The sequence below is a fragment of the Balneola sp. genome (assembly GCA_002694685.1).
Classification (GTDB): Bacteria; Bacteroidota; Rhodothermia; order Balneolales; family Balneolaceae; genus Gracilimonas.
On record NZMW01000004.1, the window covers coordinates 22315 to 37256 of the forward strand.

Here is a 14942-nt window from a genome sequence, read left to right on the forward strand (position 1 = left end):
TCTGTAAGGACTAATTTCAGGAACGATAAAAAGTTCCGCTACTTAAAAACAAAGGTAACATTTTTTGAGCGCTAAATGAGTTTTCTAAATCCAATTTTTTTGTTTGCACTGATGGCAGTAGGACTTCCCCTGCTTATACATCTACTGAATTTAAAACGCCCTCAAAAGGTAGCATTTTCTACACTGGCTTTTTTCCAGGAATTGAAAAACACAACCATCCGGCGCATACGTATTAAGCGATATTTGTTACTTTTATTGCGCCTGTTAGCTATAGCTTGCCTTGCCTTTGTGTTAGCACGCCCATTTTTACCACCTGCATTATCTAGCGGAGGGAATTCACAGGCTCCGGCACTGAATGCAATTTTATTGGATAACAGTATCAGTATGAGCCGTATCGGTAAACAAGGTCCGCTTTTTGAATATGCACGTGAAATTGTTGAAGACATCGAAGCATCCGCGAAAGATGAAGACCGATTTATGTTACAGCTGACCAATGGCGAAGGCGAGTACACGAATATCTTGAGTCCTGCTAATTTGCTAAATACCCTCGATGAGACAGAAATAAAACCGGCAGGTAATTTTATACTGAATCGGTTGAATGGTCTGATTGAGTCGGTAAGAGAAGCTCCTTATCAAAACAAGAATATATTTGTGATTACGGATGGGCAGCTTAGTCAGTTGAGCAACTTACAGGATTTAGAAAAAGATGACATTTCACTCACAGTAATAGATGTCGGAGAAGTTGATGTTCAAAACACCATGGTCTCAGATTTAACAACATCTACGAATATGATTGGGACAAACATCCCATTTTCGCTTAATGTTGAGCTCGCAAATCAAAGCGATGTAGCGGCAGTTAACCAGTTTGTATCGCTTGAATTTGAGGGGCAAAATGCCGGTCAATACTCAGTTGCGTTGGCCCCAGGCGAGCGTAAAATCTACACTTTCGAAATAACCCCGTCACAAACAGGTTCTTCGAAAGGAAAACTAATTATTGAGGGCGATGAATTTCAGCCTGACAATGAATACTACTTTACGGTACAGGTGCCTGAGGCACAGAATGTATTGTGGGTTAGTGAGGAAAAACCCGCTCAGGATTTCATTTCCTACACCGGGGCTATGCTCAGGGTGGCTGGAGAAAATGATGCTCAGTTAACCTATCAAGAGGCAACAACAGATATTTTTGATACGGCCAATTTAAGTGATTTTGATGCGATTTTGTTAGATGGAGTCACGGATATTCCTGAATACAGCTTTCAGGCACTACAGTCATTTGTGCAAGCCGGTGGTGGGGTCATATTCTTTCCCTCAGAAAATGGAGATTTGGGTAACTATAACGACCTGCTGGCACAGTTTAACGCCGGCCGATTTGTTGGAATTCAAGGCGAATATGCTTCTTTTAATTCGGTGGCTACAGCTGATGAGCTTCTCGAAGATCATCCTGCATTTAACGGATTGTTTGAACGCGACCAGGATGAGCAGTTACGATTTACCAGTCCTGAAATTTATTATTACCTGAAGCTCGCCACATCAAACACCGGAACCGGCTTTGATTTACTTTCAATGAATAATGGCGATGTGCTGGTTCATGAAAAGCGTTTTGGAGAAGGGAATTTAGTGATCGCAGCTATTGGCAACGATCCGGGCTGGTCTAACTTTCCCGTTAAACCATTATTTGCACCTTTTTATTACAGAATATTGCTGTATTCGGCCTCATCCGATCAGGGTGGTTTTGCCAATCATCAACTTGGGAATACATTTAGCTGGATGGGAAATATTGAGGGTGAAGAAGCCGTTATCGAAATTGCTGATGATGTAATCAAACCCACCATCGATGTAGTTTCATCAGGAATTCGGCTTCGATATCCGGCGGAAGAATGGACTCCTGGATGGATCACAGTAAAAGATGAAAGTAAATCTTATGTACTCTCATCGAATATGAGTACCGAAGAATCCAACTTTACAGAAACAGGCAAGCAGCAGCTGGAGAATCTAATAGACGGGATTGCAATTACCTGGGTAAATGCTTCTGAAATTGATGAAGAGGAATTACAAAGTGAAATAATGGCCTCTGGTTTTGGAAAAGAAATATGGAACTGGTTTATGTTGGCAGGCTTGTTATTTTTAATAACGGAGTCGCTGGTATCTATTTGGTATAAAGCAGAATCAATAAGCTAATGGAAGAACTTTTAGCCATTTTTTTTAGAGGTGTTATTGTGATGTTTTCCATCGCATCTACACTTCTTTCAGCTTATTCATTTCAGAATAAATTGCGGCTTAGAAAAGTGCGTCTTAGCTGGAGGTCTGGCAAACTCAGAGGCTATCCATTATTTGCCACCGTTTTTTTGGGAATTATTATCTCATTAAGTGCCATTGTTTTATTCAGCGGTGATATCGCTCGTTTCCCTATTTTCTTTGCCTATATGTGGATTGGTAGCATGTGGTTTATTTCGAGCTATCTGGCTTCAAAATATTACATAACTGACTATGGAATCGTGAAGAATATTAACGAACCATCACAGACTATTCCCTGGTTCCAAATATTGGATTATGTAGAGCGTACCAAAAAAGATGGAGTTGAATACCTTTTTACCTATTCAGAAATGGATAAAACTTTAACAGAAGGGTATAAACATCTCAAATTATTCGTACCCGAGAACCGATATAATGCAGTAAAAAAAATTGTATCTTTAAAGCTGGATAACAAGATTGACGGGCAGCAAATCCCTGATATCGACCTCAAGAGAATTCAAGAAGATTAATTAAGGACATACCCATTTGTTAGACGACGTTAAAAATTCCGATATAGAACGTGAACGTGTTGTATTGGTTGGATTATACGGACCCGAGACAACCCGATTTCAAGCGGAAGAATATTTAGACGAACTCGAACTCCTTGCCGACACGGCCGGGGGAATCACCGTAGAAAAAATACTTCAGAATAAAACCCATCCAGACCCTTCTACTTACATTGGTAAGGGTAAGCTGAATGAGCTGAAAAGGATTATGGGGGATAAAAAGATCAGTACGGTAATATTTGATGATGATCTGTCTCCAACTCAAATCCGAAATGTTGAAAAAGGCACCGATGCAAAAGTATTGGACAGAAGTGCACTAATTTTGGATATTTTTGCCGCCCGTGCTAAAACAGCCGCTGCCAAAACTCAGGTGGAGCTTGCTCAGCTAGAGTATTTATTACCAAGGTTGACTCGCTACTGGACTCACTTATCCCGGCAGTCGGGTGGAATTGGTACTAAAGGTCCCGGTGAAACACAGATTGAAACCGATAGAAGATTAATTGGCCGGCGGATTTCAGTACTTAAAGAAAAACTGGAAAAACTCAGCAAGCAACGAACCACTCAGCGAAAAGGGCGGGAAGGAATGAACCGCATCTCGTTGGTTGGATATACCAACGCCGGGAAATCAACCCTGATGAATGCATTAACAGAATCAGGTGTATTTGCTGAAGACCGTCTTTTTGCAACGCTCGATTCTACTGTACGACGGCACGAACTCGAGAATCACTCCGTGCTTCTTTCCGATACGGTAGGGTTTATCAGGAAATTGCCTCACAACCTTGTAGAAAGTTTTAAATCTACTTTAGATGAAGTCCGGGAAGCCGATATATTATTACATGTGGTAGATGCTTCATCCAAGATGGCACATGAATACATTGAAGTGGTAGAAGAAACACTGGAAGAAATTGAGGCTACAAACAAAAGAACCATTTTGGTGTTCAACAAAGTAGACCGGATGGATGCACATCAGGTTGCGGATATGAAACGAGAGTATCCCAATGCGGTGTTTGTTTCAGCGGAGCAGCGAATTGGGCTAAAGGAACTCGAGCGCAGTATTGAAGAAATGATTGAGCTCGACTATAGCCGTCATACCATGCAGATTCCGGTATCAAAATATAAGGCAGTGGCCTTTATTCACGAAAATGCGACGGTAGAAGAAGAATCATACGAAGGCACTGATGTTGAACTCACTTTCAACATCGCCAAAAAAGATTTTAAGCAATTATCCCATTTGTTGGATACTATTGGTACTAATGGCGAAGTTGTATAGATAATTATGCTAGTAAACGAAATCCTAAATACCGACATTTCCCCGCTTCATTTAGAAGATAGCGTAGCTACTGCTCTGATGAAGATCGATTTACTTCATACCACAAAATTTGCGGTAGTAGATAGTAATGACCGTGTGGTTGGTATGGCATCGCTTGAAAAACTCATTGAAGTCGTAGACGAAGAAGCGCCATTATCTGAGATAGAATTAGATGATCCTGTTTATGTGCCCCACAACCAGCATTTGTTTGAGGCTTCCCGGATTATGCTGGCTCAGGAATTATTCATTTTGCCTGTAACCACAGAATCAATGGAATTCCAGGGCATGATCAAAAAGCGAGATGTCCTCAGTGCGCTGGGCGATATCTTTAACCTTTCTAGTTTTGGCTCGGTGATAACGGTGGAATTAGATCAGGTTGATTTCAGCTTGTCAGATCTTGTCCGCATTATCGAATTGGAAGGAGCTAAAATTTTGGGTATTGCTGTTCAGCAGCCCAATGCTAAAAATCCATCCTATCGGGTATCCTTCAAATTAAACCTCGAAGACTCCTCAGTAGTAAGCGCAGGATTACGACGTTTTGGATACACAATTACCTCCGAAGCCAATAGTGAGGTGCTGGAAGGGAATTTTTCTGACCGTGCTGATGAACTTATTCGCTATCTTGACATATAAGAAGTAACTATTAACCCTATTTATCCTGACGAGTTCATGCACTTCGTCCCTAAAAGCAGCCTTCTTACTTTTCTTATAACCCTTTTTTTGGTGAACCTGATTTCAGCTCAGGATATTCAATCACCACAAACCCGCCTATATAATACAGCCCTTGATCTGTATGAAAATGGCTTTTTTGAAGAAGCTACTGAGCACTTTCAAGAATTCAGCTCAACCTACCCACAACATGATCTTCGGGTTTCTTCTGACTTCTATGTAGCCCGTTCAAATACGGCAGTAGACTCGGCTAACATTGAGTCTTATTACAAAAAGTTTGTTATAAACTATCCCGGAAGTGATTTGTCGGAAATTTTGCTTAAAGATATTGCTCACCGTTTTACGGATAATGGCCAATATGAAGAGGCCATTACTTATTACCAGCAAGCCATTTCTTCCTGGATGACGGATTCACAATCGGCTAAAACCAAATATTGGATTGCTGAAGCCGCTGCTGAAAATGGAGATTACTCTGACTCGCGGGTTTATTTCATGGAATTAGCGAATGATTTCCCGGATTCAGAATGGGCGCCAAAAGCACTGTATGCTCGTGGCCGGTTGTATTTAACCCAGCAGCAGTATAATGCCTCGTCCATTGCATTTGAAGTTTTAAAGGAGCGATACCCGAATAACCCAATCACACGGCAGGTTGGTACGGCGCTTGGTGAGTCTTACTACATGCAGGCCAAGTATGAGGAAGCTATTGAGACTTTAAACAGCGCTCTGCCTTACCTGGATGGAGAATCTCAGAATAAAGCAGTATTCCTGATTGCGGAAAGTCAGAATTATCTCGGCAGATATGACGTCGCTTCGAGATCGTACCTGCGTTATATCAACATGACAAAAGGTACGCCTCAGGAACGCATTGCTCACTATGGTTTAGGGTGGGTTTACAACAAACAGGAAATTTATCACTGGGCGGCTGAATCTTTTGGAAAAGCAGCAGTTGGCGATGATGAAATTGCTCGGAAGGCTCAATATTATAAAGCAGTAAACGAAAAGCTGGGCGGGCAATACGGTAAATCGATTAACTCTTTTCGTGAATTTGGTGAGCGATATGATTCCGGGCTGTGGGTAGAAAAAGCTTACTATGAATGGTCAGTATCTGCTTTTCAGGCTTCTTTATATGGGGAAGCTATTGAAGTTCTTCTGGATTTAGTGCGAAGTGATGTTGATCTGGAAGAACCGGGCAAGGTTTATACCATGTTGGGTGAAGCCTTTTTTGCGAATGCAGAATATACACGTGCTACTCAGGCTTTTGACGAAGCTGAAAAAGTAGCCGACATCGATCCGGCGCTAAAGCGGCAGGCACGTTTCCAAAAAGCCTGGATATTATACCGTAATCAGGCTTATCAGCAAGCACAACCCATTTTTGAAGCTGTTTATGCAGAAACTCCGAATTCTGATGTTGGAAGGGAGGCTCTCTTCTGGAGTGCTGACAGTCATTACAAGATGAACCAGTTCAGCAGTGCAGCACAGCGATTTAAAATTTATACAGATAACTATCCCGACAGTGACATGATGGGGGCAGCTTTATATTCCCTTGGCTGGAGTTATTTTCAGATGGGGCAATATGATAATGCGGTTGGTCCTTTAGGAGATTTTCTCAATAACTACGAAGCGCCTTCAATAGCTCTTTTCCCTTACGACACAGATGTACAGCTCAGGATCGGGGATGCTTACTACGCCTTAGGCCAATACAGAGATGCGATCGCAAGCTACAACAAAGCTATTGGAGCAGAGCCCGGTGGGGATTATGCCATGTTTCAGGTTGCGAACAGTTATTACCGAGCCGGACGAACTTTCGAAGCCGTTTCCAATTTCCGTAAAACACTCCGAATTTATCCTTTTAGCCGACTGCGTGAGCAGGCTCAGTACAACATCGCTTATATATATCTGAATACGAATAACTATTCTCAGGCAATTGAAGAATTCCAGACCGTAATTGACAAATATCCGGGAACCGACTGGGCCGCCCGATCTCAGTACAATATTGGAGATGCTTATTACAATGCGGGAGAGTATGAGCGAGCCGTTGCAGCCTATCAGAAGGTGTTGGATGAATACCCTAAAAGTAATTACATCATCGAGGCTATCAATGGAATTCAATATGCTCAATTATCGTCCGGCAGATCTGACAGCAGTTCGGTAATTCTGGAAGATTTCCTTAGTGATAACCCAACGAGTTCTACGGCTGATCAGCTTCGGTATCGACAAGCTCTAAATGTTTTTCAGTCCGGTGATTACGAAAATGCTGTTAAAGAATTTCGACAGTATCTGCGGGTAACCAATTCCGAATCGCTGATGCCAGAAGCATATTCCAACCTTGGAGAAGCCTACCGACAGCTTGGTCAAATTGATAATGCCATCGGTGCTTATGAAACTATTGTAAGTGAGTTTCCCGGGGATGATCTTGCTTCATCTGCATTGACTTCCTTAGGAACTTTGAATTTTGAGAGAGGCGAATATGAGCTTTCTCATGCTAATTACAATCAATTGTTAGAGTCCGCACCGCGATTTCGACAGGAGGCCTATGTTGGAATGGGGAATGCGAGCCTCGCTCAAGACAAAGTTGATCAGGCCAAAGAAGAGTATGACTCGGCATTACAAGTAAACGCCAACAATGAAGCGGCAAAAGTAGGATTGGGCAAGGTTGCCATTAAGAACGGTAATTTTGAAGAAGCCCGCGACCTGTTTTTTCCCGTTGCTGAACGAAGTACTACTGAAATTGGGGCAGAAGCCCAGTTCTATCTGGGTGACATTCACCAAAGAGAAGAAGAATATAATGAGGCTATTCAGGAATACTCCAAAGTAAAAGTGTTATTTGAAGCTTTTGATTATTGGGTTTCTGAGGCTATGTTCAGCAGTGCAGAATGTCACATCCGCTTAGGGAATAGAGGAGAAGCAATGACGATCCTTAATTCTATCGTAAATACCTATCCGGGTACCGATGCTGAGAAAAAAGCCCAGACGTTGCTAAACCAAACTGATTCATGATTCCGTAAAGACGGTCATTGCGAAGGATGCTGCAACGCACAGCCTGAAGCAATCTCCCAGAATCGATATCCCAAATAAATCAGGGAGATCGCTGCGTCGGAACACTGGAAAGCTCGAGTTTACACAAAGAGACTCCTCGCGATGACTTGGTTAAAAAATTTGTATTCTATGTCGTTTTAGAAATGACTTATATCAATATATTTTAGATAAATGATAAAAACCGTTGCTCCGGCCTCTTCACTGAGAGGCGAACTCACTCTTCCTCCTGACAAATCTATTTCTCAACGTGCTGCCATCTTTTCTTTATTGCATGATGGTATTTCTGAAGTTGGAAATTATTCTCAGGCTCAGGACCCCCAAAGTACATTGAGTTGTGTTCAGCAGCTTGGGGCGGAAGTAAAAGAAGAGAACGGTAAGCTCATCATTAAAGGAACCGGGCGAGAAGGAATTCAAGAGCCGGCTAAGGATTTAGATTGCGGGAACTCAGGTACAGCTATGAGGCTGCTTTCGGGAGTATTGGTTGGTGCAGGAGTTTCGGCGAAGCTGGTGGGTGATGAGTCACTTTGTGGACGAACGATGACACGTATCATAAATCCGCTCGAAAAAATGGGAGCCCATATTTTGGCTCGAAACAGTGCCTATGCTCCACTTTTTATCAACAGAAATGAGGCGCTGAAACCCATGAAGTTTGAGTTGCCTATTCCCAGTGCGCAGCTTAAATCATGCGTGCTGTTGGCGGGGTTATTTGGGGAAGAACTAACTCAGGTTATTGAAATACTTCCAAGCCGTGATCACACAGAACGCTTGTTGGATTTAGATCAGAAGATCGTTCATGACCGGAAAATTATATCTGCAAGCCTTGCTGATGAGGTTCCAAATCAAAGCTATACGATACCTGGTGACTTTTCAGCAGCGGCATTTTGGTTAGTGGCAGCGGCCATTCAAAAAGATGCTGAAATCAAGATTGAAAATGTAGGATTGAACCCAACCCGAAATGCTTTATTGGATATTCTGGGGGAAATGGGGGCTGATATCACCATAGAAAATGAACGAATGGAAGGGGCTGAACCTGCGGGAGATGTTATTGTTAAAGGTTCCGATTTAAAAGCGGTTAATATTGACCCGAAAATCATCCCCAACTGCATTGATGAACTTCCGGTAATTGCCGTTGCGATGTTATATGCTGAAGGTACCTCAGAGATTGCCGGTGCGGAAGAACTTCGTCATAAAGAAACGGATCGTATCATGGCTATGTCTAAAATGTTGAAAGCTGTAGGCGCAGATTTCGAAGAAAAAGAAGACGGGCTAATCATCCACGGGAATCCAGATTTTAGTTTCAAGTCCGCCAAGTTTGAATCTTTCCACGACCATCGCATTGCTATGGCTTCAGCGGTATTATCACTCAAAGCTCAAAATGAGTGCATCATCAAAGATGCTGAAAGCGCGGCTGTTTCCTATCCCAGCTTTTGGGAAGACCTTGCTAAAGTATCAATGTGACAGTGTGTTGACGTGTTAAAGTTTAAACCCAGAACTAGCGCAAGCGGACGCTTGAACGATTACTTTAAAGGAACATAAGCTTATAGGAAGGCAAGCCTATCACTTTATCAACATTCAACTCTCACTTCTGACAATACGTCCGTCAATACGTCAGTTTTCTTTCTCCCCTACCCAATTGGCATTGCTATTGCTTTAATACTCGTGAACAAGAACAAACCATCACGCATATGGGAGACTTCACAGAATTTGGTATTGAAATTGAGCGACACCTCTCCAAGCTGGGAAAGGATATTCAGCAGTTTGTAGAAAAGGTAGTGCCGCTGGCCAACGAAGATAAAGACTTTGCTCCCGATTGCGACATTGTAGAAAGTGAAGAAGAATTTAAAATTCTGCTGGATCTGCCGGGATTGTCCAAGAAAGAAATTGGGATCTCTCTCAAGAACAATGTGCTGACTGTTAAAGGTGAGCGTGAAATCATCGCTGGTGATGGAGAAGAATTTAAGCGTCAGGAACGTCGTCGCGGAGCTTTTGCCCGTGCGTTTGCGGTTCCGCAAAATGTGAATGCAGCCGAAGTGTCGGCAAGCTTCAGGAATGGCGTACTGACAATAGGGATGCCCAAATCGGAGGCGTTGAAGGACTCACAGTCCATTCCGGTTAAGTAGAGTGATAAAGTGATTAGGTGATATGGTGATGGATGTGGTATTAAACACAAAGCACCTGTTTGACAAGTTTAAATTGTATTCAGAGGCATTAAAGTTCTGAACAAGCAAACTCACCAAACCACTTTATCACCATATCACAAATAGAAAAAATATTAAAACAAACAAACATAACTCAGATTTAGACCAATGGGAAAAATCATAGGAATTGACTTAGGAACTACGAACTCATGCGTTGCCGTAATGGAAGGTGGCGAGCCGGTTGTAATTCAGAATAGTGAGGGTGGAAGAACAACTCCATCTGTAGTTGCTTTCACCAAAGATGGTGAGCGACTTGTTGGTGCTCCTGCAAAACGTCAGGCAATCACTAATCCGGAAAAAACCGTTGCTTCCGTAAAACGCTTCATGGGGCGCATGTACGATGAAGTAAAAGATGAAACCGAACAGGTTTCTTATACAATTGACAAAGCAGATGATAATACTGCTCGTGTTAAAATTGAAGATCGCATGTATGCACCGCAGGAGATCTCAGCAATGGTGCTTCAAAAGATGAAGCAAACTGCTGAAGAATACCTCGGCGAAAAAGTAACGGAAGCGGTAATTACCGTTCCAGCTTATTTCAACGATGCGCAGCGTAAAGCAACTCAGGAAGCCGGAAAAATTGCCGGACTTGAAGTGAAGCGTATCATCAATGAGCCAACAGCAGCTTCTCTTGCATATGGCTTGGATAAGAAAGATGAAGACCAAACCATTGTAGTATATGACTTAGGTGGAGGTACATTTGATGTATCTGTTCTTGAGCTTGGCGACGGTGTATTTGAAGTTAAGTCAACTCACGGTGATACTCACCTTGGTGGTGATGACTTCGATCAGCGAATCATCAACTTCTTAGCCGATGAGTTCAAGAAGGATGAAGGTATTGATCTTCGAAAAGATCCAATGGCTATGCAGCGATTGAAAGATGCTGCTGAAAAAGCTAAGATTGAGCTTTCAAGTTCACAAAAAACGAATATCAACCTGCCATTTGTAACGGCTACAGATTCAGGACCTAAGCACCTGAATATTGATCTAAGCCGTGCAAAATTTGAGCAATTGGTAGATGACCTTGTAAAACGATCTATCGATCCTTGTAAACTGGCTATGAAAGATGCCGGTCTTGGAAAAGATGAAATCGACCAGGTAATCTTAGTTGGTGGATCAACACGTATTCCGAAAATTCAGGAAGCTGTAAAAGAATTCTTTGGCAAAGACCCAAGTAAAGGCGTAAATCCTGATGAAGTTGTAGCCGTCGGTGCTGCCATTCAGGGTGGTGTAATGTCAGGTGATGTAGAAGACGTTGTTCTTCTGGATGTAACTCCGCTTACTTTAGGTATTGAAACCTTAGGTGGTGTTATGACCCAGGTAATTGAAGCCAACAGCACGATCCCAACCAGCAAGTCACAGACATTCTCTACAGCGGCTGCAAATCAGTCTAGCGTAGAAATTCACGTGTTGCAGGGTGAACGTGCCAAAGCACAGGACAACAGAACGCTTGGCCGTTTCCACTTAGACGGAATTCCACCGGCTCCACGCGGAGTGCCTCAAATCGAAGTAACTTTCGATATTGATGCAAACGGTGTGCTGAACATTAAAGCACAAGATAAAGGAACCGGAAAAGAGCAAAGTATTAGAATCGAATCTTCTTCAGGACTATCTGATGAGGAAATCGAAAAAATGAAGCAAGCTGCCGAAGAGCACGCAGAAGAAGACAAAGCAATCAAAGAGCGTGTTGAGAAATTGAATCAGGCAGACAGTCTGGTATTCTCTACCCGTAAGCAGCTTGACGAATATGGCGACAAGATCTCCGATGACAATAAGAAAGCCATCGAAGATGCTCTTGAAACCCTTGAGAAAGCACACAAAGAAGAAAACATGGACGAGATTGATTCAGCGATTGAAGCTGTTAATCAGGCATGGTCCGGTGCTTCTGAAGAAATCTATAAAGCTACTCAGGAAGAAGCTGCCGCAGGCGGCGCTGCGGGACCGGAAGGTGCAGCGGGCGCAGCAAACGGAGCAGAAGCTTCCGAAGAGTCTGACGAAGGCGATGATGCCGTAGATGCAGATTACGAAGTAGTTGACGACGAAGATAAGAAGTAAGACTTAACTCACTTACTCGAAGACAAGATTAAATCCCGTTTCGGTTTTCCGAGGCGGGATTTTTTTGTTTAAAATTTGCCAAACCCTCCAAGGGTTCTGAACCCTTGGAGGGTTTTTAATTGAGCTTATTAGATCCTGGTAATCCTATAATCAAGGTTCCAGCTTTGAACCATGATTATAGGATTAAAGGGTGTGTAGGATTTTCCAGCGTTGTCATCCTGAACTTGATTCAGGATCTGAAATAGGCTGAATGTTTGGTTTGATTTAGGTTCTATATCCCCAATCTGTGACTTTTCATCAAATCCGCAAAATCAGCGGTCCATTACGCATGTCTTTCAAGCCCAATGTTCTTATCTTTGAAGTATGAATATTCTCGGAATTGAGTCCTCTTGTGACGACACCTCAGTGGCAGTTTTAACAGCCGATGGTATAAAATCAAATATCATCGCTTCGCAGTCTATACACCTCAAATTTGGAGGCGTAGTGCCGGAGTTAGCTTCACGGGCTCATCAAAAAACAATTACGCAAACGGTACAGCAAGCCCTTGAAGAAGCTGATGTTTCTTTAGAGGAAATGGGTGCTATTGCCGTAACGCAGGGACCTGGTTTGCTCGGGTCTTTATTGGTTGGAACCTGCTTTGCCAAAGGACTCGCACTTTCGAGAGACATACCGTTGATCGGAATCAATCATATGGATGCGCATATCTATGCTAATTTCATTGATCACAGCCCTGAGTTCCCGCTGCTGGCACTAACGGTGTCGGGTGGACATACACAGCTGGTTCATGTGAAGTCCGCCTTTGAGCACGAAATTATCGGAAAGACCAGAGATGATGCTGCCGGAGAAGCCTTCGATAAAATCGGAAAGTTATTAGGGCTCCCTTATCCGGCCGGACCACATATGGATAAACTGGCGAAAGATGGTGATCCAAAATTCCACAAATTTCCTCAAGCGCTATTGCAGGAAGGGTTGGATTTTAGTTTTTCAGGATTAAAAACAAGCGTGCTCTATTATCTTCAGGATAAAGAAGAAGATTGGATTGAAGAGCATAAAAATGACATTTGTGCCAGCGTGTCCTTTGCGATTGCTGAAGTACTGGTTAAGAAGTTGAAAAGAGCAATTAAACAGACTGGCGTGAAAACTGTGGTGCTGGCTGGAGGGGTTTCAGCGAATTCCGTGCTTCGGGAAAAATCCGAAAAAATGGGCGAAGAGATGGGCATTCAGCTATACTCACCAAAAATAAGCTACTGCACCGATAATGCCGCAATGATTGCCATCACCGGAAAAATGAAAGCCGAGCTTGGTCAGTTTGATGATCTGGATATGGTGCCTTATGCTTCGCTTTGAGAAATTGGAAATGCTGAATTATGAATTTGTTCCGACGCAGAGCGATCGGAACAAGGGGTTGGGGATTATTTCAGATACTAAGCATTAGACTCGCTCCTGACGCTCTGCGTCGGAGTGAAAGGAAGTGGAAATTTTGGATTATGAATTTTTGAATTGGCTTTAGGCGAATTCAAAATTCAACATTTCCAATTTAAAATTTCTGCGAAGCTGCGACTGCTAATTGGTCAGCTCTTTCATTCAATTCAATCCCTGAATGCCCTTTCACCTTAACCCATTTAACATTGTGGGGTTTCATGGCTTCGAGCATGGCTTGCCAGAGTTCTTTGTTCTCCACGGGTTTTTTGTCGGCTTTGCGCCAGCCTCTTTTAATCCAGCTATCGATCCAGCCTTGGGTAAAGGCGTTGATGATGAGGGCGCTGTCGCTGTGAATTTTTACCAGGCAAGGTTTAGTTAAAGCTTTGAGAGCTTCGATAACAGCCTGCATCTCCATACGGTTGTTAGTGGTGTGGGCTTCACCGCCGGAGAGTTCTTTTTCAGTCCCATTCCAAATTAGGACTGCTCCCCAGCCCCCGGGACCAGGGTTTCCACTACAGGCTCCATCGGTGTACACAATAACTTCGGGTCTTTTAGACATACTGTTGAGTAATCGAATGTAATTTCTGTTTCATATTTTTAGCTTGTTCAGCCACATAGGTTGGCCAATCGCCTTCATCTTTCCCGGCATAAATAATACCTCGACTGGAGTTAATCAAAGGGATTCCAGTGTGCTTTTTAAGTGCTTTTCCTAATTCAGAAATAGAACCACCCTGAGCTCCGATTCCCGGTATCAAAAGTGCAGCTTCGGGGTGATATTTTAAAACGGAAGAAGCTTCTTCGGCTTGCGTGGCTCCAATCACCATGCCTAAATGTGTATCTGAAAAGCGTGATTTTTTGGAAAGCTGATCGGCGATGTATTCTGACATGGAGTCAAAGTTCTTGAAAGGCTGTTTGAGAAAATCAGTAGCTCCAGAATTGGATGTCAATGCGAGCACGTACATTCCTTTCTCTTCATTTTTGGAAAATGCCTCCAATGTTTCAAAACCCATAAGTGGATTGATGGTGATGGCGTCCACATCAAACTCGTCGAAATAAGTTTTCTTGTAGTGCTCGGCCGTCGAGCTGATGTCGCCCCGCTTTGCATCAGCAATGATAATTTTTTCGGTAGGGATGTGATCAATCACTTCCTCAAAAACAGCCAGGCCATTTCTCCCTAAAGCTTCAAAAAAGGCAAGATTGGGTTTGAAAGCCGCCGCATGCTCTGCGGTATAGTCAATCACCAACTTGCAAAAGTACGTAACCTGTTCTTCCGGGCTGCTAAATTGATCTTTAACAGGCCTTGGGATAAGGTCCAGATTGGGATCTAAACCTACACATAAGGTGGATTTAGTTGTTTGTATGGATTGGCTAAGTTTTTCTGTAAATGTCATACTTTCAAATTTTTGATGAAGATAACATTTCTCTATCCCAATATCGGAATGGTTTTATGATTTT

11 protein-coding genes are annotated in these 14942 nt (G+C 42.9%); 9 read left to right on the plus strand and 2 right to left on the minus strand.

Going from position 1 to position 14942, the window contains the following annotated elements; all coding sequences use genetic code 11:
* Positions 1 to 75: 75 nt before the first annotated feature.
* The 9 genes from CL667_05670 to tsaD all read left to right on the plus strand — a co-directional run bounded on the left by CL667_05670 (position 76) and on the right by tsaD (position 13412).
* Positions 76 to 2178 (plus strand): hypothetical protein, encoded by a 2103-nt coding sequence (locus CL667_05670; GenBank protein ID MAL17179.1) that lies wholly within the window; start codon positions 76 to 78, stop codon positions 2176 to 2178.
* The gene (locus CL667_05675) at positions 2178 to 2762 is read left to right on the plus strand and encodes a hypothetical protein (protein MAL17180.1); all 585 of its coding nucleotides are present in this window, start codon (positions 2178 to 2180) and stop codon (positions 2760 to 2762) included. Before CL667_05670 ends, CL667_05675 begins: the two co-directional genes overlap by 1 nt.
* A gap of 16 nt (positions 2763 to 2778) precedes the next feature.
* On the plus strand, positions 2779 to 4068 hold the full coding sequence (gene hflX, locus CL667_05680) for a GTPase HflX (protein MAL17181.1): 1290 nt from the start codon (positions 2779 to 2781) through the stop codon (positions 4066 to 4068).
* A 6-nt stretch (positions 4069 to 4074) separates the two neighbouring features.
* Positions 4075 to 4740 (plus strand): CBS domain-containing protein, encoded by a 666-nt coding sequence (locus CL667_05685; protein MAL17182.1) that lies wholly within the window; start codon positions 4075 to 4077, stop codon positions 4738 to 4740.
* Between the two features lie 87 nt (positions 4741 to 4827).
* A complete protein-coding gene (locus CL667_05690) occupies positions 4828 to 7773 on the plus strand; it encodes a hypothetical protein (protein MAL17183.1) in 2946 nt (981 codons plus the stop codon).
* A 210-nt stretch (positions 7774 to 7983) separates the two neighbouring features.
* Positions 7984 to 9270: a 3-phosphoshikimate 1-carboxyvinyltransferase gene (gene aroA, locus CL667_05695; GenBank protein MAL17184.1), complete on the plus strand. Its 1287-nt coding sequence runs from the start codon at positions 7984 to 7986 to the stop codon at positions 9268 to 9270.
* Positions 9271 to 9497: 227 nt separating this feature from the next.
* Complete coding sequence (locus CL667_05700; GenBank protein MAL17185.1) at positions 9498 to 9932, plus strand: hypothetical protein; 435 nt, start codon at positions 9498 to 9500, stop codon at positions 9930 to 9932.
* Positions 9933 to 10118: 186 nt separating this feature from the next.
* Positions 10119 to 12065: a molecular chaperone DnaK gene (locus CL667_05705; GenBank protein MAL17186.1), complete on the plus strand. Its 1947-nt coding sequence runs from the start codon at positions 10119 to 10121 to the stop codon at positions 12063 to 12065.
* A 363-nt stretch (positions 12066 to 12428) separates the two neighbouring features.
* A complete protein-coding gene (gene tsaD, locus CL667_05710; protein MAL17187.1) occupies positions 12429 to 13412 on the plus strand; it encodes a tRNA (adenosine(37)-N6)-threonylcarbamoyltransferase complex transferase subunit TsaD in 984 nt (327 codons plus the stop codon).
* A gap of 190 nt (positions 13413 to 13602) precedes the next feature.
* Here the strand turns inward: tsaD and CL667_05715 are convergent, their stop codons facing one another.
* Positions 13603 to 14046, minus strand: coding sequence for a ribonuclease HI (locus tag CL667_05715; protein MAL17188.1), 444 nt, complete (start codon positions 14044 to 14046; stop codon positions 13603 to 13605).
* Positions 14039 to 14878, minus strand: a complete 840-nt coding sequence (pyrF, locus tag CL667_05720) for an orotidine-5'-phosphate decarboxylase (protein ID MAL17189.1) — start codon at positions 14876 to 14878, stop codon at positions 14039 to 14041. Before pyrF ends, CL667_05715 begins: the two co-directional genes overlap by 8 nt.
* Positions 14879 to 14942: the final 64 nt, after the last annotated feature.